A 21,114-nucleotide genomic window follows, 5' to 3' on the forward strand; every position below is an offset into this window, starting at 1 on the left:
ACGCCGAGGCGGCCGTGGCCGCGGCGCGGCGCGCCTTCGACGCCGGCGGCTGGTCGACCGACACCGAGCTTCGGGTGCGCTGTCTCGAGCAGCTGCACCGGGCCCTGGTCGAGCACCGCGACGAGCTCGCCGCCCTGACCATCGCCGAGGTGGGTGCCACCGAGTCGCTGTGCCAGGGCGCCCAGCTCGACGGGCCGATCGAGATCGTGCGGTACTACGCCGAGCTGCTCAAGACCTATCCGATGACCGAGGACCTCGGCAACATCGAGAGCCGGGGCATGCAGCACCACCGCTGGGTGGAGAAGGAAGCAGCCGGGGTCGTCGCGGCGATCATCGCCTACAACTATCCCAACCAGCTCGCGCTGGCCAAGCTGGCGCCTGCGCTGGCCGCGGGCTGCACGGTGGTGCTCAAGTCCGCCCCCGACACCCCGCTGGTGACGCTGGCGCTCGGCGAGCTGATCGCCAACCACACCGACATCCCGGCCGGCGTCGTCAACGTCCTCTCCGGTGCAGATCCCGCCGTGGGCGTGGCCCTGACCACGAGTCCGGATGTCGACATGGTGACCTTCACCGGGTCGACCCCGACCGGGCGGGCGATCATGTCCGCGGCCAGCGACACGTTGAAGAAGGTGTTCCTCGAACTCGGCGGCAAGTCGGCCGCGATCGTGCTCGACGACGCCGACTTCAACACCGCTGCCCTGTTCTCCGCCTTCAGCATGGTCACCCACGCCGGACAGGGCTGCGCGCTGACCTCACGCCTGCTGGTCCCGGCGAAGCACAAGGACGAGATCGTCGAGCTGATCAAGAACAACTTCGGGCTCGTGCGTTACGGAGACCCGACCGATCCGAAGACCTACATGGGTCCGCTGATCAGCGACAAGCAGCGCGACAAGGTCGACGGCATGGTCCAGCGCGCGGTGGCGGCCGGGGCCACGCTGGTCACCGGTGGGGAGAAGGTCGACCCCGGCTTCTTCTACACCCCGACGCTGCTCGCCGACGTCGACCCCGACAGTGAGATCGCTCAGGAAGAGGTCTTCGGCCCGGTGCTCGTCGTCATCGCCCACACCGACGACGACGACGCGGTGCGCATCGCCAACAACTCGATCTACGGCCTGTCCGGGGCGGTGTTCGGCAGCGCCGAGCGTGCCAAGGCGGTGGCCCGGCGGATCCGCACCGGCACCTTCTCCATCAACGGCGGGATGTACTTCGCGCCCGACAGTCCGTTCGGCGGCTTCAAGCAGTCCGGCATCGGCCGGGAGATGGGCAGGGCCGGGCTCGAGGAATTCCTCGAGTGCAAGACGCTGGCAGAGGTGATCGGCTGATGAGCGCTTGCGCGAAGAGGAGAGCAGAGCGATGAGCGCTTGCGCGAAGAGGAGAGCAGAGCGATGAGCGCTTGCGCGAAGAGGAGAGCAGACCGGTGAGCAAGCCGTTGGACGGAATCCGCGTTCTCGAGGTCGCGATGTACGGCTTCGTCCCGTCGGCCGGTGCGGTGCTCGCCGAGTGGGGAGCCGACGTCGTCAAGGTCGAGCACGCCGTCACCGGCGACCCGCAGCGCGGTCTGCGCCAGACCGGGCTGTTGCGCGTCGAGGGGGATCCGAACCCCAACATCGAGCACGCCAACCGGCTCAAGCGCAGCATCGGCCTGGACATGTCGGTACCCGAAGGCAAAGAGATGCTGCTGGAGTTGGCCCGCCGCGCCGACGTGTTCCTGACCAGCTTCCTGCCCGGCCACCGCGCGAAGTTCGGCATCGACGTCGACGACATCCGCGCGGTCAACCCGAAGATCATCTACGCGCGCGGCAGTGCACTCGGTCCGCGCGGCGAGGAGTCGGTCAAGGGCGGCTACGACATGACCGCGTTCTGGTGCCGGGCCGGTACCGCCCGCACCATCACCCCGCCGGACATGCCGGGGATGATCGGTCCGCCCGGGCCGGCCTACGGGGACACGATCTCGGGGACGAACCTGGCCGGCGGCATCGCCGCGGCGCTGCTCAAACGCGAGCGCTCGGGCGAGCCGTCCGTCGTCGACGTGTCGCTGCTGGGCAGCGGTCTGTGGTCGATGGGCCACACGGTTGCGCTGACCAAACACCTCGACCAGCGCATGGAGGCGTTCCCGCCCGGGGTGCACGGGTCGCCGATCAACCCGCTGGTCGGCCTGTACCCGACGGCCGACGACCGCTACATCTCCTTCGTGATGATGCAGCCGACCAAGTTCTGGGCCGACGTGTGCCGGCACATGGAGCTCGACGAGCTCATCGACGATCCGCGCTTCGCGACCGCGGAGTCCATCGCCGAGAACACCGAGGCGGCCACCGACATCCTCACCGAGGCCATGAAGAAGCGTCCGCTGGTGGAGTGGAGCGAACGCTTCGCGACGCTGGCCGGACCGTGGGCGCCGGTCCAGGACACCCTGCAGGCAGCCGAGGACGCGCAGGTCCGCGCCAACGAATACCTGGTGCGGGCCGGCGAACTCGAGCTGGTGGCGAACCCGGTCCAGTTCGACGTGGCCGCGCCGGCGTCGGGCCCGGCTCCCGGCTTCGCCGAACAGACCGACGAGATTCTGCTGGAAGTGGGGCTGGACTGGGACCGAATCATCGAGCTCAAGACCGCCGGTGCCGTAACCTGATCGCCCTACTGTAAGTACAACCGGAAGACTTCACATGCCATTCGTCGCGTCCGTCGGGACCTACCTGCCGTGCTGGGGCTCGCCCCTGCAGCGGCTGGCCGGCGATGACGAGGACGCCGTCACGATGGCCGTCGAGGCCGGCCGGGCGGCGCTGGCGGACGGCGGTGCGGTCGAACGCGTCGTGCTGGTCAGCCGCGACCTTCCGTTGCTGGAGAGCAGCAACGCCGCGGTGCTGCTGGCGGGGCTGGGGCTCGACCCCGAACTGGAGGTCGACGAGCGGCTTGGCGGTGCGCCGGCGACGGTGGACGCGGTCAGCTCCGCACGTCCGCGGACCCTGATCATCGGTGCCGACCTGCAACCCGCCGGGGCGGCGGCGATCCTGACCGCAGAAGGCGGACTGCAGGTGCGCACCGCCGCGCGAGTCGCGCGCAGCCTGCCGGTGCGCACCCGAAAGTCCAGCGGCGACGTGCACGACTACGGAGACCCCCGGTTGCTGCACGAACGGGGTCTGATCGCCTCGCTGGCCGCCGCCTGGTTGGACACCCCGGTCGCGGTGGCCGGAGTGGACCACGAACGGGCGGTCGAACTGTGTCTCGGGGATCCGCCCGCGCTGCCCACCGCGGGCGCCAGCGCGAGTCTGTTCGCGCTGGCCGGCTTGGCCGAACGTGGCGCAACGGGTCCACTGGTCGCCGTCGAGCAGGCGATCCTGTCGGGCATCAGCGTCGCCGGCGGATCGGCACACATTCACCGCCGCGAACCCGAACCGCGCCCGATGCCGGACGGTCGGCTGGTCGCCGACGGCGACATCCCCATCTCCCTGGCCGCCTACGAGCGCGCATTCGAGGCGAAGGTCCGTTGGGAGGCGGGACGGTTCACCGACTTCACCGACTCCAGTGACTCTCCGGAGCTGGATTTCCCGCCGCGCTACCGCGTCGGCCCCGACGGCGCGCTGGCCACCGACTACGAATTGGTGCCGCTGCCCCGCACCGGCACGGTCTACACCGAGACCACCGTGCACATCGCCGTCCCAGGGCTGCGCACGCCCTACTCGTTGGTCATCGTCGAGCTCGACGGCGTCGGGGTACGCGCCCTGGTCAAGGTGACCGGAGCCTCGCCGGGCACCGTCGACATCGGCGACCGGGGCCGGCTGGCCCTGCGCCGGGTGGCGGTGCGCTCCGGGGTGCCCGACTACGGCTATGCCTTCGAACCCGACGCGACGGCTTCGTCGACCAGGGGGGCGGCATGAGGCGGGTGGCGATCGTCGGCGCCGGCATGACACCCTTCGCCGAGCACTTCGCGCTCGGTATCAAGGACCTGCTGCCGATGGCCTTTTCCGAATGCGCGGCGTCGGTGGACAAGGGTCTGGCCAAGACCGATCTGCAGGGCGCGTGGTTCGGTGCGATGGGAACCGCCGACGGCTTCCCCGCCGGGATCCTGGCCGACACGCTGGGGCTGCCCGAACTGCCGGTGACCCGCATCGAGAACTCCTGCGCGACCGGTCATGACGCGATCCGCAACGCGATGTTCGGGATCGCCTCCGGCGCCTTCGATGTCGCACTGGTGATGGGTGCCGACAAGCTGCGCGACACCACCACCGCCGACATGCTCTGGGAGTGGGAGGCGATGGTCCGCGACATGGCCTGGGATTACCCCCTCGGCCTGGTGGCACCGGCAGGTTTCGCCCTACATGTTCGCCGATATCTCCACGAATCTCCGGCAACTGAAGAACACTTAGCCATGGTGGCGGTCAAGAACCACCGCAATGGAGTCGACAACCCGAAGGCGCGGCTGCGCTTTGAGATCACGATGGAGCAGGCCCTGAACGCACCGACCGTGGTGACGCCGTTCCGGCTGTACGACTGCGCGCCGCAGAGCGACGGCGCGGCAGCGCTGGTCCTCGCGGCCGAAGACGTCGTCGACCGGTTCACCGACCAGCCGGTGTGGATTCGGGGGGTCGGACTCGGGCTCGATTCGGTCATGCATCAGCACAAGCCGGACATGACCACGCTGCCGGCTACCACCAGGGCTGCCAAGCAGGCCTTCGCGATGGCCGGCCTGTCGCCGGCCGATGTCGACGTCGCCGAGGTGCACGACTTCCTGACCGGGATCGAGTTGATGAGCTACGAGGATCTGGGCTTCGCTGAACGGCTCGGCGGCTACAAGCTTCTGGAGGCGGAGGTGACCAGCGTCGGGGGTGCATTGCCGGTCAATCCCAGCGGCGGGTTGAAGGCCAAGGGTCACCCGCCGGGTGCCACCGGTGTGGCACAGTGCGTCGAGTTGTTTCAACAGTTGCGGGGCGAGGCCGTCAACCAGGTTGACGGTGCCCGGATCGCGCTGGCACACAACATCGGCGGTCCTACGGCAGTATCGGCGGTGACGATCTTGGAAGGGTCTGCGGGCAATGGCGGTTAAGGGGCCGGAACGGTGGTCGACCGGCATCACGCTGCCCAACGGTCTGTCGGGCGTCATGCAGGCTGTCGGTGGGTTCTTCGCGATGGCGCTCGATGCGGTGCGCTACGTGTTCGTGCGGCCGTTCCAGTGGCGGGAGTTCCTGGAGCAGTGCTGGTTCGTGGCCAAGGTGGCCATGGCGCCGACGTTGCTGGTGGCGATTCCGTTCACAGTTCTGGTGAGTTTCACGCTGAACATCCTGCTGCGCGAGCTTGGGGCAGCGGACCTGTCGGGTGCGGGTGCGGCCTTCGGCGCTGTCACTCAGGTGGGTCCATTGGTCACGGTGCTGATCGTGGCCGGTGCAGGCGCCACCGCGATGTGTGCGGATCTGGGATCGCGCACCATCCGCGAGGAGATCGACGCGATGGAGGTGCTGGGCATCAATCCGGTGCAGCGGCTGGTCACACCCAGAATGCTGGCGGCGGGGTTGGTGGCACTGCTACTCAACAGCCTCGTGGTGATCATCGGGATCCTGGGCGGCTACTTCTTCTCCGTCTTCGTCCAGGACGTCAATCCCGGTGCGTTCGCCGCCGGGATCACGCTGCTGACCGGGGTACCCGAGGTGATCATCTCCTGTATCAAGGCCGCGCTCTTCGGGCTGATCGCCGGGCTGGTGGCGTGCTATCGCGGCTTGACCATCACCGGTGGCGGCGCCAAAGCGGTGGGTAACGCCGTCAACGAGACCGTGGTGTACGCATTCATGGCGCTGTTCGTGATCAACGTCGTGGTCACCGCCATCGGTATCCGGATGACCACGGGCTAGGCGGAAGATCATGGGCACCTCAGCGGTATTGCGGTCGCGGTTCCCGCGGCTGATCGGGTTTGCGAGCCGGCCGTGGGACCTGTTCTCACGCATCGGCGACCACACCTTGTTCTACGGCCGTGCGATGGCTGGTGTGCCGCATGCGGCGGTGCACTTCCGCAAGGAGATCATCCGGTTGATCGCCGAGATCTCGATGGGTGCGGGCACGCTGGCGATGATCGGCGGCACCGTCGTGATCGTCGGCTTTCTCACCCTGGCGGCCGGCGGCACATTGGCAATCCAGGGGTACTCGTCACTGGGAAACATCGGAATCGAAGCGCTCACCGGCTTCCTGGCCGCGTTCATCAACGTGCGCATCGCCGCGCCGGTGGTGGCCGGTATCGGCCTGGCCGCCACGTTCGGAGCGGGTGTCACAGCCCAGCTGGGTGCGATGCGGATCAACGAAGAGATCGACGCGCTCGAGTCGATGGGTATCCGGCCGGTGGAGTATCTCGTGTCGACCCGGATCATTGCGGGCATGGTGGCGATCACCCCGCTGTACTCGATTGCGGTGATCCTGTCCTTCCTGGCCTCCCAGTTCACCACCGTCGTCCTGTTCGGCCAGTCCGGTGGCCTCTACGACCACTACTTCGACACGTTCCTCAATCCGATCGACCTGCTGTGGTCCTTCCTGCAGGCGGTGTTGATGGCTATCGCGATCCTGTTGGTCCACACCTACTTCGGCTACTTCGCGTCGGGCGGCCCTTCGGGAGTCGGCGCGGCGGTGGGCAACGCGGTGCGTACCTCATTGGTGGTCGTCGTCTCGGTGACCCTGCTGGTGTCGCTGGCGATCTACGGTTCCAACGGCAACTTCAACCTGTCGGGCTAGGAGAGGCGAGTTGAGCAAGAACGTCGGGCCCGGCCCTATCCATCGTTCCGAGACGACCAGTGCCGCAACGCCGCTGGCGGCGTCCTCGGGTCGCCATTTCGGCGTGTCTCACTACGCGCGCCCGTTGGCCGGCCTCGGCCTGGTCGTCGCGCTGGTCGCTGTCCTTGTCATTGCGCTCGGTATGTTCAACGGCAGCTTCACCAAGACCGAGACGGTCACGGTGGTCTCCCCGCGGGCCGGCCTGGTGATGAACCCTGACGCCAAAGTCAAGATGCGCGGTGTGCAGGTGGGCAGCGTCGAATCGATCACCTACCGTCCGGACGGCATGGCAGAGCTCGAGCTGGCCATGGACCCGTCCCAGATGCGGCTCATTCCAGGCAATGTGAACGTCGACATCGCCTCGTCAACCGTGTTCGGGGCGAAGTTCGTCCAGCTCGAACCGCCGCCCAACCCGTCGGGCACCCTCAGGGCAGGCCAGCAGCTGCAGGGAGATCACGTCACCGTCGAGATCAATACCGTCTTCCAGCAGCTCGTCAACGTCCTCGGCGCGATCGATCCCACCAAGCTCAACGAAACCCTCGGGGCGCTGGCGCAGGCGTTCAGCGGTCGGGGGGAGAAGTTCGGGCAGACGATGTCCGATTTCAACGCGGCGCTCGCCCAACTGGAACCAAGCCTGCCCAATCTGGAACGCGACATCGAGGTTGCCGTTCCCGCGTTCACCGCCTACGCCGATGCCGGTCCTGACCTGGTGTCGATCGTCGAGAACACCACGACGCTGAGCAATTCCATCGTCGATGAGCAGAACAACCTCGACGCGTTCCTGGTCAGCGCCATCGGTCTGGCCGATCTCGGCAACGAGGTGATCGGTGGCAACCGCCAGGGCCTGACTGATGCGCTGAAGGTGCTGGTACCGACGACCGATCTGCTCTACGAGTACCGCAGGTCACTCTGGTGCGGGCTCGGTGGCCTCGTCCCGTTCGCCAAGGCGGCGGCTCCTCAGTTCTCCGGGATCGTCACCTCGTCCGGTCTGACACTCGGTGTCGAGAGGTACCGGTACCCGCGTGACCTCCCGAAGGTCGCCGCCTCGAGCGGCGGCAGGGACTACTGCGACGAACTCGGTCTGCCCGACCTGCCCCCCGAATTCGTGCCGCCACTGGTCGTCGGTGACGTCGGTGCCAACCCCGCGCAATATGGAAACTCCGGCATCCTGCTCAACTCCGAGGGCCTGAAGAACTGGCTGTTCGGACCGCTCGACGGGCCGCCACGCAACACCGCACAGATCGGGATGCCCGGATGACACGATCAACAGGCACACTGCTGAAGTTCACCGCGTTCGGACTCGTCATGGCGGTACTGACGGCCTTCCTGTTCTTCATCTTCAGCGACGCGAGAACCGGCGCGACCCAGCAGTATTCGGCAGTGTTCACCGATGCGTCCCGGCTCACATCCGGTGACAGCGTCCGGATCGCCGGAGTGCGGGTCGGCACCGTCAACGATGTGGAATTGCAGCCCGACCACAACGTGCTGGTCACCTTCGACACCGACCGCGACGTGGCGCTGACCACCGGCACCAACGCGGCGATCCGCTACCTGAACCTGGTCGGTGACCGCTACGTCGAGCTGATCGACACTCCGGATTCGACCAAGATCGTCCCGCCCGGTGGCCAGATCCCCGTCGACCGTACGGCGCCCGCGCTGGATCTCGATGTCCTTCTCGGCGGCCTCAAACCGGTTATCCGGGGCCTGAATCCACAGGATGTCAACTCGTTGACCTCGTCGCTGATCCAGATCCTGCAAGGTCAGGGCGGCACCCTGCAATCGTTGTTCTCGAGGACGTCGTCGTTCACCAATGCCCTTGCCGACAACAACGAGGTGATCGAGCGGTTGATCGACGAGTTGGGAACGTTGCTCGAGACGCTGTCCGCCGATGGCGAGGAGTTCTCCGGGGCGATCGGTCAGCTCGATGAGCTCATCACCGGCTTGTCGGCAGACAGGGACCCGATCGGCAACGCGATCGACGCGCTGGACAACGGGACGGCCTCGCTGGCGGATCTGCTGGCGCGGGGGCGGGCCCCGTTGGCGGGCACCGTCGACGAACTGAGCCGGCTGGCACCCAACCTCGACACCGACCTCGAGCGGTTGGACGCCACCCTTCAGCGGCTACCCGAGGTGTACCGCAAACTGGCCCGGGTCGGTTCCTACGGCGCCTGGTTCCCGTACTACATCTGCGGGATCTCCTTCCGGGCCAGCGATCTCGAGGGCCGCACGGTGGTGTTCCCCTGGATCAAGCAAGAGACCGGAAGGTGTGTGGACGAGTAGATGCTCAAATACCGCGGATCTCAACTGGCCAGAGCCGGCTTCATCGGTGTCGTCCTGATCATCCTGGTGATCGCCGTCGGCCTGCAGCCCGAGCGGCTGCTGTCCTGGGCCACGTCCCTCCGCTACCAGGCAGAGTTCGTCGAAGCCGGCGGACTCACCACCGGCAACGACGTGACGGTGTCGGGAATCAAGGTCGGCTCGGTGTCATCCATCGAACTCGACAACGGCAACGCGCTCGTCGGGTTCACCATCGACGGAAAGTACGCGCTGGGCTCCGGCACCACTGCGCACATCAAGACCGGATCCCTGCTCGGTGAGCGGGTGCTGGCACTCGAATCGGACGGCAGCGGAACGCTGGACCCGGGTTACGTTATTCCGACGTCACGGACGTCCTCGCCGTACTCGCTGACAGATATGGTCGGCGAACTGACCGAGAACACCGCGGACACCGACACCGTCGCCCTGAACCAGTCGCTGGACACGCTGGCCCAGACGCTCGACCAGATCTCCCCGCAGTTGGGGCCGACGTTCGATGGGCTGTCACGCCTGTCGCGGTCGTTGAACAACCGCAACGAAAGCCTCGCCGAGCTACTCAGAACCGCCGGCGATGTCACCGGCATCCTGTCCGAGCGAAGCCGGCAGGTGAATTCTTTGATCCTCAATTCCAACGACCTGCTCGCCGTCGTCAACGAACGCCGCTACGCCATCACCAGCCTGCTGGCCAACATCTCGGCGGTCTCGCAGCAGTTGACCGGTGTCGTCGCCGACAACGAAGAGGAGCTGGCGCCGGCGTTGGAGCGGCTGAACAACGTGACCACCATGCTTGAGCGCAACCGGGAGAATCTGTCCAAGATGCTGCCCGGTGCGGCGAAGTACTACCTGACCCAGGGCGAGATCGTCTCGAACGGCGCCTACTACAACGCACTGGTTCCCAACATCCAACCGGCGCAGCTGCTGCAGCCGTTCCTCGACTATGCGTTCGGATTCCGGCGCGGTGTCGATGCGGGGCAACCGCCCGACAACGCCGGTCCCCGGGCCGAAATACCATTCCCTTACAACAGCATTCCTCAACCAGGAGATCTCCCAAATGACGGCAACCCGTAAGCGGCTGCTGGCCGCCACGGTGGTGCTGCTGGCCATCGCCCTGGTCGCCGGCGCGGCATTCCTGGTTCGGCAGGTGTTCTTCGGACCGAAGACCATCACGGCGTACTTCCCGACCGCGACGGCGATCTACCCCGGCGACGACGTCCGTGTCGCGGGGGTCAAGGTGGGCACGATCGCCGGCATCGAACCAGAGGGCACCCAGACCAAGATGACCCTCGACGTCGCGCGCGACGTGCCCGTGCCGGCCGACGCCAAGGCCATCATCGTCGCCCAGAACCTGGTTGCCGCCCGGTACGTCCAGTTGACCCCGGCCTACCGGGACGGCGACGGGCCGACCATGGGTGATGGCGGCGTCATCCCCGAGAACCGAACCGCCGTCCCGGTCGAGTGGGACGAGGTCAAGACCCAGCTGATGCGCCTGGCCACCGAGCTGGGGCCGGCGGCGGACGAGTCGGGAACGTCGATCTCCCGCTTCGTCGACAGCACCGCCAACGCCTTGGAGGGCAACGGGGCGAAGTTGCGTGAAACCCTTGCCCAACTGTCGGGTGTCGCACGGATCTTCGCCGAAGGCAGCGGCAACATCGTCGACATCGTCAGGAACCTGCAGGTGTTCGTCGGAGCGCTGCGGGACAGCACGCAGCAGATCGTCTTGTTCCAGAACAGGTTGGCCAGCCTGTCCAGCGTGGTCAATGACAGCAGCTCCGATCTCGACGCGGCGCTGTCGGACCTCTCGGTGGCCATCGGTGAAGTGCAGCGCTTCGTCGCCGGCAGCCGGGGGGAGACCGCCGAGCAGATCCGGAGCCTGGGCGAACTCACCCAGATCCTGGTCGATCAGCGTATGGATTTCGAGAACGTGCTGCACGTGACGCCGAACGCGATCGCCAATTTCAACAACATCTACTATCCCAACGGCGGGTCGGTCACCGGCGCATTCTCGTTGGCGAACTTCGCCAACCCGGTGTGGTTCGTGTGCGGCCTGATCGGCGGCGTCGCGAATACCACAGCCCCCGAGACTGCGAAGCTCTGTGCGAACTACCTTGGCCCGGCGCTGCGGCTGGTCAACTTCGGGAACCTGCCGTTCCCGATCAACGCGTACCTGCGGCCGGCGGTGAACCCGGACCGGATGATCTACACCGATCCGAAACTGGCACCCGGTGGCGCGGGCCCCGGTGATCCGCCGGAGCCGCTGCCGTCCGTGTCGGCCTATGTCGGTGCAGGCGATGTTCCACCCCCACCGGGTTGGGGCGCGCCACCGGGACCGCCCGGTATCTACACTACCGATGACGACGCACCGGCGATCCCGTCACCGGCGCTGTTCCCGGGCGCACCGATTCCCGGACCGCCCAACGTGTTGTCCAACATCCCGGCCCAGCCGCAGACGGTCGACGGTCTGCTCCTGCCGCCCACTCCGGCCCCGGCGCCTGCACCGGCTGGGCCACTGCTGCCCGCAGAAGGGACGCCGCCGTCATGATTCGAGGGGTGAAGCAACTGGTCATCGGTGGGTGCAGCATCGCGCTCTCGCTGACGGGCTGTGCATTCCAGGGCGTCAACTCGCTACCGCTGCCCGGTGCAGTGGGGCGAGGCCCAGACGCCGCGAAGTACCACGTGGAGATCGCCAATGTGGCCACGCTGGATTCGAACTCGCCGGTGATGATCGACGACGTCATCGTTGGCAGCGTCGGCGATATGACCGTGCAGGACTGGCACGCCAATGTGGAGATCTCACTCGAACCCGACGTAGTGGTGCCCGCCAACGCGGTGGCCACCGTCGGTCAGACCAGCCTGTTGGGTTCGATGCATCTGGCACTGAACCCGCCGCTGGGCGAGGAACCCCAGGGACGGCTGCAACCCGGCTCCACCCTGCCGTTGAACCGGTCGTCGACCTACCCGACCACCGAGCAGACATTGGCGTCGCTGTCCGCGGTCGTCAACGGGGGAGGGCTCGGACAGCTGGGCGACATCATCCACAACTTCAACCTGGGTTTGTCGGGGCGAGAGCCCGAGATTCGCGAGCTGCTCACCCGGCTGGATGATTTCGTCGGTGTGCTCGACCGTCAGCGCGAGAACATCATCGCCTCGATCCAGCAGCTGGAGCGCGTCGCCGGCACGTTCGCCGGGCAGCGTGACGTCATCAACAAGGCGTTGCAGGACATTCCGCCCGCAATCGATGTGTTGATCCGCGAACGGCCGCGGTTCACCGAGGCGCTGGACAAACTCGGTCAGTTCAGCGACACGGCCGCCGGGTTGGTCGACGATGCCGGCGATGAACTCGTCGCCAACCTGGAGAACCTCGGCCCGAGTCTGGGGGCGCTCGCCGATATCGGCCCAGACCTCAACCTGGCGGTGTTGTGGGCGACTGCTTTCCCATACGGTCCTACGTTCGCTGACCGGATCACCAAGGGTGACTACATCAACCTGTTCGCCATCTTCGACATCACCTACCCGCGGTTGAAGAAGACGCTGCTACTGGGTACCCGGTGGGGGGATGAGAACGCGAAACTCATTCCCGCGCCCGGAGATCCCTACTACCTGAACTACACCTACGACCCGATCAAGCTGGGGGTCGCGCCGCCACCTGACGAGGCATTGCCCTCAGCGCCGGCCGAGGGTGCTGCAGGCGCCATGCCGCCGGCATCCGGGCCGCTGCTGCCGGTGGTCCCGCCGCCGCCGTCGGCGCCCTGGCTGCCGCAGTCGGAGCCGATCACGTCCGCGCAGATCTTCGCCGGCCCGTACGGTGACCAAGCGCCGGTGCCCGCCCCAGACGCGCTCCCTTCGACTCCGGGAGGTGGGGGCTGATGCTGACCCGCTTTGTCCGCACCCAGTTGATCATCTTCACCGTCGCCTCGATCGTCGGTGTCGCGGTGATGCTGTTCGCCTACATCCAGGTGCCCACCCTGCTCGGGATAGGGCGCCTGACCGTGACGCTGGAGTTGCCCGAGTCGGGTGGGCTGTACCGCTTCGCCAATGTGACCTACCGCGGGGTTCAGATCGGCAAGGTACGCGATGTGCGGCTCACCGAAGACGGTGCCGAGGCCATCTTGTCGCTGGATACCTCACCGAAGATCCCGTCGGATCTGCAGGCTGAGGTGCGCAGCGTTTCGGCGGTCGGTGAGCAGTACGTAGACCTGCGCCCGCGTACCGATTCCGGTCCGTACCTGGCCGACGGGGCACGAATTCCTGCGGCGGAAACCTCCGTTCCGCAGCAGGTCGGTCCGATGCTGGACCAGTTGAGTGTGTTGGTCGACAGCCTGCCCAAGGACAGGATTCCCGACCTGCTCGACGAGACATTCCTGGCGTTCGACGGTGCCGGACCTGACTTCGGGTCGCTGTTGGACTCGGGGTCGACGTTGAGCGAAGACTTCAACAGTGTCGGAGGTGAGACACGATCGCTGATCGATGACAGCGGGCCGCTGCTGGATTCGCAGGCCGAGACCGCCGATGCGATCCGGACCTGGGCGCGCAGCCTCAACGGGATCACGGCGCAGTTCGTCCAGAACGACCCGGAGCTGCGGTCGATCCTGCAGCAGGGGCCCGGTTTCGCGCAGGAAGTCAGTGCCCTGCTCAACGAGGTCAAGCCCACGCTGCCGATACTGCTGGCCAATCTGACGACCGTGGGTCAGATCCTGGTGACCTACAACCCGTCGCTGGAGCAACTCCTGGTGCTGCTGCCGGGTGTCGTGTCGGCTCAGCAGTCGTTCGGGCTGGGAAAGAACAATCCCACTGGGCAGGCGTCGGGTGACTTCGCGTTGACGATCAGCGACCCGAACCCGTGCACGGTCGGCTTCCTACCACCTTCGCAGTGGCGCAACCCCGAGGACGAGACCACGCTGGACACCCCGGATGGTCTGTACTGCAAGCTGCCGCAGGATTCGCCGGCCAACGTGCGCGGTGCGCGGAACTACCCCTGCATGGGCCATCCCGGAAAGCGCGCGCCGACGGTCGAACTGTGCAACGACCCCCGCGGATTCGTGCCGTTGGCGATGCGGCAGCACATCCTGGGCGCCTATCCCTTCGACCCGAACCTGGTCGCTCAGGGCGTTCCGGTCGACGACCGGGTGGACTTCGAGGAACGGATCTACGCGCCGGTGGAGGGCACGCCGCTGCCGCCGGGGGCCGTTCCCTCCGGAACTCCGCTGGGGTCACCCGAATTGGCGCCCGCCGGCGCGCCGCCCCCGCCCGCCCCGTATCTCCCTGCGCCACCGACGTACGGCAACCCGGTACCAGAGGGTCCCCTATTGCCCGAGCAGGCGGTTCCCGCTGCCCCCAGTGCATTCGAGGGTGGTGGGACGGTGAGTCCGTCGGTGGCGAGCACACAGTACGATCCGCAGACGGGTCAGTTCCTGACGCCGGACGGACAGCTGCAGCAGGTCACGACAGGCGGGACGGCACCGAAGTCATGGACCGATCTGATGCCGTCCTGAGGGCCGGTATCAGATCGGTCGATCAACTGATCTTCTGCATGCGTACCGGAAGCTCGATGACCTTCGGTGTATTGACGCCACAGGCGCCACTGACACTCTTGGTGACGTTGCGTCCGGCGAAGGTCTCGATGTTCTTGTTGATCCGTTCTCGGGTCACCGGATTGACACCCCACAGGATGAACATCTGATGGCCCGTGGCCCACGTGCCGTTCGGGCACGGCATCCAGTTCGGCACCTCGTGCTCGATGTACCAGAAATCGCTGAGACGGGCGGTTCCGGTCCAGCCGAGGCTGCTGGTCACTTCGCCGTTGCATTCGATCGGGCTCACACACGAGACGTTGACCGTCCAGGTCTCCAGCACCGAGCGCTCATCGATCAGGACCTCGTTGGTCCTGGCCCACTCCCCGTCGGAGAACACCTCCCAGGTGCCGCTGATGTCCACTCCGAAACTCGAGGCCTGGGCGACAGGCGCGCCTCCCACTCCACCGATCGCGGTGATAGCGGCGGCCGCCATGCCACCGACAACTCGCAATGCACGCATGGACACCAGCCTAATCGCGGTTCGTAGCGATGCTCTCCAAAAGCGAGAATTTCATTCCGGCACATGGGAAAATGCGCGAGTGCGTTCCCTCCTCGCCACACTGGCTGCCCTGGCCGCGCCCGCCTGGGTGATCACCGGACCTCCTGCGGCCGCTCAGCCGCCCCTGCCGCCCGCCGGAGCGGAGTGCAACTATCCGAACTGCACCCCGGGGATCCAGCCCAATGTGGTTCTGGGTTCGTATTGCAGCAACACCACCTATTACGCTTTCGGGGTCACCGACTGGGGCCGGCTGGTGTTCTGCGGGTCGCCGAGACGCTACGAGCCGCGGTGGTTCCGCTCACCCGAGATGCACGGAATCAAGAACGAGGGCGACCTCTGTCCCGCGCTCGACGGCGAGATGGCGCAGGCCCCGGACGGGTTGATACTGACTTGTGTCGCGAAGGACAACCGGTCCTACTGGGCGCGCGCCGACCAGTCGGTGGGCGGCGGCAATCCGCCGCCGCAGTAGTCACACGGTGATCACCAGGGCCGGATCGAGCACAGCGCGCCCTTGGTGCCCGAGTCGGTAGCCACCACGACGTCGTCGACGCGCAGTTCGCAGACGAATCCCGGTTCGTCCAGCGGTGCTGTCGTGGGGCCGGGAAGACCGACCACGACCATCGCCCAATCGTCGGGATTGGCCAGGGTTGCTTCCAGCACCCAGGGCTGGCCCGGTCCCAGATTCGCTTCCGCATTCGGCGTGTAGAGGTACGGGTTATGGCTGTAGTCGGCCCAATTGGGTGGGTCGATGTCGCGGTAGTAGATCTCGGCATTGGCGATGTCCTGGCTGGCGCCGACGGTGTAGCGCACATGGTGCATCGCAGGCTGTGCCCCGGCGGGCGCGCCGGTGAGGACCGCGGTCGCTGCGAAGGCGGCAACCACAGCCGCGGCGGCACCGGGAAACCACTTGCAGAACAGCATTTTCAGATACTAGAACGTGGTTTCCCGGCGCGTGCGGGTTTCCCGCTGAGCCAGTAGGTCAGTCGACCGGAGTGAACGTGATGTTCAGTTCGGTCAGCCCGCGCAGGATGAACGTGGGTTCGTAGTTGTAGCTGCGCTGTCCGGGGGGCCCGTGCTTCTCCGGATCGATGGCGATGTCGGCCATCCGGTCCAGGATTCGCTCGATCGAGACGCGGCCCTCGACGCGGGCCAGCGGTCCGCCCGGGCACGAGTGCACGCCGCGGCCGAAGGCGATGTGCTCGCGCACATTCTTGCGGTCCAGGTCGAACTCGTGGGGGTGGTCGAAGCGGCTGGGGTCACGGTTCACCGCGCCCGGACACACCATCATCATCGTCCCGGCGGGCACGTCGAGGTCCCCGATCTTGGTGTGCTTGCGTGCCAGCCGGAACTGACTCTTGACCGGCGCATCCATCCGCAGCGCTTCCTCGATGAAGATCGGGATGCGGCTGCGGTCCCGGCGCAGCGCCTGTTGGATCTCGGGTTGGTCGCCCAGCACCCGCAGCGACGCCGAGAGCAGCTTCGTGGTGGTCTCCTGGCCGGCGGCGAACAGGAATGTCGCCGAGCGGACGACCTCGATCAGCGGCGGCGTCGAACCGTCCGGGTACTTCGCTGTCGCCAGTGCGGTCAGCACGTCGTCGCGCGGGTGTTCACGCCGCTCCTCGAGGTAGCCGAGGAACTTCTCGTCGAGCCACTCCAGCGGGTTGGCGCCGACCAGGTCGCTGTGGTCGAGCGAGCCCACGTTGGCGCCCGGCCGCGGAGCGCCGAGCACGGTCCGGAACTCTTCGTGGTCGGCTTCGGGAACTCCGAGCAGGTCGGCGATCACCAGCAGGGAGAACGGCTTGGCATAGGCGCTGAGGAATTCACAGTGGCCGTCTTTGACGAAGTCGTCGAGAACCTCGTCGGCCAGTCGCCACATGAAGTCCTCGTTCTCCTTGAGGCGGCTGGGCGTGAGGAGGCGATTGAGCAGCGAGCGGGCGTCGGTGTGCTCGGGTGGGTCCATCGTGACCATGTGCTCGTACATCGGCATCTGCGACCGGTGTGCGGCGATCTGCTCGTCGATGTTCTCCCCTTCCGGGGTGAACGGCAGTGGCGGGAACGGGCCGGCCACCGAGATGCACGACGAGAAGGTATCGCTGTCCTTGAGGACCGTCGCGGCCTCCTCGTAGCCCGTGACAGCCAGCACGCCGTGGTGCGGTTCCTTGACGATGGGGCACTTGCTGCGCAGGTGGTCGAAGTACGGGTGTGGGTCAGGCACGAGAGCGGGGTCGGTGAAGTAGTCGACCGTGTCGAAATCGGTCATATGCGGCGCCTCCCGGGGCTGGCGGGTCACCCGATGGGTGAAAGGAACAGTCGAGAACACTCAAAATGCTGAGCACCTGCTTAGCATGCTGTAAGAGTTAGGGTCAAGGTCGACGCGACGAAAGCACGGCAAACACGCAGGAGTTCAGAATGGCATCGCCGAGACGGATCGGGGCGCCAGACGCGAAGAATCGCGTCGTACTGCTCGATGCCGCCGAGCACCTGCTGCTCGAGGAGGGATACGCGGCGGTCACCTCGCGCCGCATCGCCGACCGGGCAGGACTCAAGCCGCAGCTGGTGCACTACTACTTCCGCACCATGGAAGACCTGTTCCTGGCCGTGTTCCACCGACGGGCCGAAGAGGGACTGTCGGTGCTGGCCACCGCGCTGAAGTCGCCGCAACCCCTGTGGGCGCTGTGGCGGTTCAGCACGGCGCCCGAGGCCACCAGGCTGACCATGGAGTTCATGGGTCTGGCCAACCACCGCAAGGCCCTGCGCGCCGAGATCGTCTTCTACGCCGAGCGGTTCCGCCAGGAGCAGAACAACGCGATCGCCGAGGCGCTGAAACGCTACAGCTTCGACACCGCCGATGTTCCGCCGATCGTGTGGACGGTGTTCGCGACCAGTGTGTCCCAGGCTCTGGTGATGGAACGAGCGCTGGGCATCAGCACCGGCCACGACGAAACCTTCGCGTTCTGCGAACGGTGGATCCGGCGGCTCGAAGGTGAACCGCTGCCGGAGCTGGCGAAAGAGACGGCGAACTCTGCGGTCAGCTCCCGGTGACGAGGCAGCTCACCAGGGCTGCATCGGCACCGGCCTCGGCGGCTACAGCGACAGGATCGTCGCCGAGGCGGTCCCCGGGGCCCCGTACACCTGGGCAAGCCCGACCCGCGGCGAGCCGGGCACCTGCCGGTCGCCGGCCTCGCCGCGTAGCTGGCGGACCAGCTCGTGCATCTGGCGCAGCCCGGATGCCCCGATCGGCTCCCCGTTGGCGATCAGCCCGCCGTCGGTGTTGACCGGGATGCTGCCGTGGATCTCGGTCGCCCCGTCGGCCAGCAGCTTCTCCTGCTCCCCGTCGGCGCACAGCCCCGTTTCGGCCATGTGGATCACCTCGGCTCCGGCGTCGGTGTCCTGCAGCTGCGCGACGTCGACGTCTTCGGGGCCGATGCCGGCGGCCTCATAGGCGGCCTTGGCCGCATACACCGTCGGTGAGACGTCTTCGTCGAGCGGCGCCGAGGTCGCGTGCACCTCGTAGGCGCCGAAGGTGCGGGTGCGAATCTCACTGGCGCGCACGTAGACCGGCGTGTCGGTGAACTTGTGGGCGATGTCGGCGCGACACATGATCACCGCCGCCGCACCCTCGTCCGGGGCGCAGAACATGTACTGCCGCAGCGGGTAGTTCAGCACCGGCGAGGCCATGATCTCGTCCACCGAGATCTCCTTGCGGCGGAAGGCGTTCGGGTTCAGCACGCCGTTGCGGAAGTTCTTGTTGGCCACCCGCGCCAGCGTCTCCTCGGAGATGCTGTGCTTGTGCAGGTAGTGGTTGGCCTTGATCCCGAAGAACTTGGTGGTGACGAACTGGCCGTTCTCGGCGTACCACTGCGGTAGCGCGAGCTTGGCGGGATCGTCGGTGAACGCCCCGCGCGGGTGCTTGTCGAGCCCGATGGCGATCCCGAGGTCGTACTTGCCCAGCCGGATGGTGTCGGCGGTCTGCTGGATGGCCGACGCGGCGGTGGCGCAGGCGTTGAACACGTTGGTGAAGGTGATGCCGGTCAGGCCCACCAGCCGGGTCACCGCGTCGGGGTTGGACACCTCGTAGCTGCCGCCGAAGCCGAACTGGATGTCCTTCCATTCGACACCGGCGTCGGCCAGGGCGGCGTGAATGGCGTCGGCGCCCATCTCCATCGCGGTCTTGTCGAACCGGCCGAAGGGGTGCAGGCCCACCCCGATGATGGCTACGTCGTTGGTCATGTCTCAGGTCCCCCTATACCGGCTGAAATGCGAACGTCATGACCTCGGTGCCGTCCTCGTCGGTCGTGAACGGAATCATGGTCAGTTCGACCTCCTGACCGAACTGCAGCTTGGCGGGGTCGTTCTCGGTCAGGCGGCCCTCGACGCGGATGACGTCATCGAGCTGCACCAGGCCGACGCCGAACGGGACGAAGTCCTTACCGGTCGGGCCCTTGAACGGAGCGCCGGGAGGAAAGCCCTGCGTCGTCCAGGCGACGACCTTCCCGCGGCGGGGCAGTAACACGTCGGACATTCGAGAGCTGCTGCAGCGTGGGCAGTTCTGCTGGACGGGGAACGTGGTGGCGCCGCAGTCGGCGCAGCGGCTGCCGATCAGCTGCGGTGCCTCTTCCGGCCACGTCGAGATTTCGGGTGCGAGAGCCCGCTGAGAGGTTGACACCCGGTTGACGATAATCGGAAATGGCGTTCTCGTCTAGAGAGAATAGAGCGGCGCCACCGTGTCGCCTCGTCCACCGCGAACGTGCGTTCCCTGTCGCGGTTGGGCGTGCCGCGGCTACCGGGAATGCACGTTCGCGGGGGGTGGTTATTTGAGGAGGGCGCGGCTCATGACGACGCGTTGGATTTGGTTGGTGCCTTCGTAGATCTGGGTGATCTTGGCGTCGCGCATCATGCGTTCGACGGGGAAGTCGCTGGTGTAGCCGGCCCCGCCGAACAGTTGCACGGCGTCGGTGGTGACTTCCATGGCCACATCGGAGGCCAGGCACTTCGACGCCGCGGAGATGAAGCCCAGGTCTGCTTCGCCGCGTTCGGCGCGCGCGGCGGCGGTGTAGACCATCAGCCGGGCGGCTTCGACCTTCATCGCCATGTCGGCGAGCATGAACGCCACTGCCTGGTTCTCGGCGATCGGGCGGCCGAACTGTTTACGGTCTTTGGTGTAGGCGATCGCGGCATCCACCGCGCCCGCCGCGATCCCGACGGCCTGGGCGCCGATGGTGGGGCGGGTGTGATCCAGGGTGGCCAACGCGGTCTTGAACCCGGTACCGGGCTCGCCGATGATCCGATCACCGGGGATGCGGCAGTTCTCGAAATACAACTCGGTGGTCGGCGAGCCCTTGATCCCCAGCTTTTTCTCCTTGGGTCCCACGCTGAAGCCCTCATCGGTTTCGTGGACCATGAACGCCGAGATCCCGTTAGCCCCCTTGTCCGCATCGGTGACCGCCATCACCGTGTACCACGACGAGCGGCCTCCGTTGGTGATCCAGCACTTGGTGCCATTGAGCACCCAGCCGTCCCCGTCAGCGGCCGCGCGGGTGCGCATCGCCGCGGCATCCGAACCGGCCTCGCGCTCGGAGAGCGCATAGGAGGCCATCGCCTCCCCGGCCGCGATCGCCGGCAACACCTGAGCCTTGAGCTGCTCAGAACCGCGCAGGATCAACCCCATCGTGCCCAACTTGTTGACCGCCGGAATCAACGACGCCGAGGCATCGACGCGCGCCACTTCCTCGATCACAATGCACGCCGCCACCGAATCGGCACCCTGGCCGCCATATTCCTCGGGGACATGCACCGCGTTGAACCCCGAAGCGTTCAACGCCTCCAACGCCTCGACCGGGAACCGCGACTGCTCATCCACCTGCGCGGCAAACGGCGCGATCTCCTTCTCACACAGAGCACGGATCGCCGCCCGCAACTCCCGATGCTCGGCGGGCAACTGGAACAAATCGAAATCAGGATTCCCGGTCAACGTCGTACTCCTCA

General features: G+C 66.5%; 20 protein-coding genes. 14 read left to right on the forward strand and 6 right to left on the reverse strand.

Annotated elements, in window-relative coordinates; genetic code table 11:
- From ACXAID_RS15860 to ACXAID_RS15915, 12 genes are all read left to right on the forward strand, one after another.
- A partial coding sequence (locus tag ACXAID_RS15860; RefSeq protein WP_475023169.1) for an aldehyde dehydrogenase family protein occupies positions 1–1,322 on the forward strand: 1,322 nt, incomplete at its 5' end.
- Positions 1,323–1,417: 95 nt separating this feature from the next.
- Positions 1,418–2,626, forward strand: a complete 1,209-nt coding sequence (locus ACXAID_RS15865) for a CaiB/BaiF CoA transferase family protein (protein WP_475023170.1) — start codon at positions 1,418–1,420, stop codon at positions 2,624–2,626.
- 34 nt (positions 2,627–2,660) lie between these two features.
- On the forward strand, positions 2,661–3,872 hold the full coding sequence (locus ACXAID_RS15870) for a Zn-ribbon domain-containing OB-fold protein (RefSeq protein ID WP_475023171.1): 1,212 nt from the start codon (positions 2,661–2,663) through the stop codon (positions 3,870–3,872).
- Entirely contained in the window at positions 3,869–5,038 is a 1,170-nt protein-coding gene (locus tag ACXAID_RS15875) for a thiolase C-terminal domain-containing protein (RefSeq protein ID WP_475023172.1), read from the forward strand. The genes ACXAID_RS15870 and ACXAID_RS15875 overlap by 4 nt, the downstream gene beginning before the upstream one ends.
- Entirely contained in the window at positions 5,028–5,837 is an 810-nt protein-coding gene (locus ACXAID_RS15880) for an MlaE family ABC transporter permease (protein ID WP_475023173.1), read from the forward strand. The genes ACXAID_RS15875 and ACXAID_RS15880 overlap by 11 nt, the downstream gene beginning before the upstream one ends.
- Positions 5,838–5,847: 10 nt before the next feature.
- Entirely contained in the window at positions 5,848–6,705 is an 858-nt protein-coding gene (locus ACXAID_RS15885; protein WP_475023174.1) for an MlaE family ABC transporter permease, read from the forward strand.
- 103 nt (positions 6,706–6,808) lie between these two features.
- Complete coding sequence (locus ACXAID_RS15890; protein ID WP_475023175.1) at positions 6,809–8,002, forward strand: MCE family protein; 1,194 nt, start codon at positions 6,809–6,811, stop codon at positions 8,000–8,002.
- Positions 7,999–9,024, forward strand: a complete 1,026-nt coding sequence (locus ACXAID_RS15895) for an MCE family protein (RefSeq protein ID WP_475023176.1) — start codon at positions 7,999–8,001, stop codon at positions 9,022–9,024. The genes ACXAID_RS15890 and ACXAID_RS15895 overlap by 4 nt, the downstream gene beginning before the upstream one ends.
- Positions 9,025–10,128 carry an MCE family protein gene (locus tag ACXAID_RS15900; protein WP_475023177.1) on the forward strand — a complete coding sequence of 368 codons (1,104 nt, stop codon included), beginning with the start codon at positions 9,025–9,027 and terminating at the stop codon, positions 10,126–10,128. It abuts the gene before it with no gap.
- Positions 10,112–11,599 carry an MCE family protein gene (locus tag ACXAID_RS15905; protein ID WP_475023178.1) on the forward strand — a complete coding sequence of 496 codons (1,488 nt, stop codon included), beginning with the start codon at positions 10,112–10,114 and terminating at the stop codon, positions 11,597–11,599. Before ACXAID_RS15900 ends, ACXAID_RS15905 begins: the two co-directional genes overlap by 17 nt.
- Complete coding sequence (locus tag ACXAID_RS15910; RefSeq protein WP_475023179.1) at positions 11,596–12,924, forward strand: MCE family protein; 1,329 nt, start codon at positions 11,596–11,598, stop codon at positions 12,922–12,924. The genes ACXAID_RS15905 and ACXAID_RS15910 overlap by 4 nt, the downstream gene beginning before the upstream one ends.
- Complete coding sequence (locus ACXAID_RS15915) at positions 12,924–14,549, forward strand: MCE family protein (RefSeq protein ID WP_475023180.1); 1,626 nt, start codon at positions 12,924–12,926, stop codon at positions 14,547–14,549. The genes ACXAID_RS15910 and ACXAID_RS15915 overlap by 1 nt, the downstream gene beginning before the upstream one ends.
- A gap of 22 nt (positions 14,550–14,571) precedes the next feature.
- Here ACXAID_RS15915 and ACXAID_RS15920 read toward each other — a convergent pair whose 3' ends face one another.
- A complete protein-coding gene (locus ACXAID_RS15920) occupies positions 14,572–15,090 on the reverse strand; it encodes an Rv2253/PknI dimerization domain-containing protein (protein WP_475023181.1) in 519 nt (172 codons plus the stop codon).
- Between the two features lie 79 nt (positions 15,091–15,169).
- Between ACXAID_RS15920 and ACXAID_RS15925 the strand changes: the two genes are divergently transcribed.
- Positions 15,170–15,598: a hypothetical protein gene (locus ACXAID_RS15925; protein WP_475023182.1), complete on the forward strand. Its 429-nt coding sequence runs from the start codon at positions 15,170–15,172 to the stop codon at positions 15,596–15,598.
- A gap of 11 nt (positions 15,599–15,609) precedes the next feature.
- Here the strand turns inward: ACXAID_RS15925 and ACXAID_RS15930 are convergent, their stop codons facing one another.
- Positions 15,610–16,050 carry a hypothetical protein gene (locus ACXAID_RS15930; protein WP_475023183.1) on the reverse strand — a complete coding sequence of 147 codons (441 nt, stop codon included), beginning with the start codon at positions 16,048–16,050 and terminating at the stop codon, positions 15,610–15,612.
- A gap of 58 nt (positions 16,051–16,108) precedes the next feature.
- A complete protein-coding gene (locus ACXAID_RS15935; protein WP_475023184.1) occupies positions 16,109–17,389 on the reverse strand; it encodes a cytochrome P450 in 1,281 nt (426 codons plus the stop codon).
- Between the two features lie 149 nt (positions 17,390–17,538).
- Here ACXAID_RS15935 and ACXAID_RS15940 point away from each other — a divergent pair, with 149 nt between their 5' ends.
- On the forward strand, positions 17,539–18,171 hold the full coding sequence (locus ACXAID_RS15940) for a TetR/AcrR family transcriptional regulator (protein WP_475023185.1): 633 nt from the start codon (positions 17,539–17,541) through the stop codon (positions 18,169–18,171).
- Positions 18,172–18,213: 42 nt separating this feature from the next.
- Here ACXAID_RS15940 and ACXAID_RS15945 read toward each other — a convergent pair whose 3' ends face one another.
- From ACXAID_RS15945 to ACXAID_RS15955, 3 genes are all read right to left on the reverse strand, one after another.
- Positions 18,214–19,359 carry a thiolase family protein gene (locus ACXAID_RS15945; RefSeq protein ID WP_475023186.1) on the reverse strand — a complete coding sequence of 382 codons (1,146 nt, stop codon included), beginning with the start codon at positions 19,357–19,359 and terminating at the stop codon, positions 18,214–18,216.
- 13 nt (positions 19,360–19,372) lie between these two features.
- Positions 19,373–19,807, reverse strand: coding sequence for a Zn-ribbon domain-containing OB-fold protein (locus ACXAID_RS15950; protein WP_475023192.1), 435 nt, complete (start codon positions 19,805–19,807; stop codon positions 19,373–19,375).
- 132 nt (positions 19,808–19,939) lie between these two features.
- Complete coding sequence (locus ACXAID_RS15955) at positions 19,940–21,100, reverse strand: acyl-CoA dehydrogenase family protein (RefSeq protein ID WP_475023187.1); 1,161 nt, start codon at positions 21,098–21,100, stop codon at positions 19,940–19,942.
- Positions 21,101–21,114 lie beyond the last annotated feature (14 nt).

The organism is Mycobacterium sp. ABE4_509, assembly GCF_056160785.1.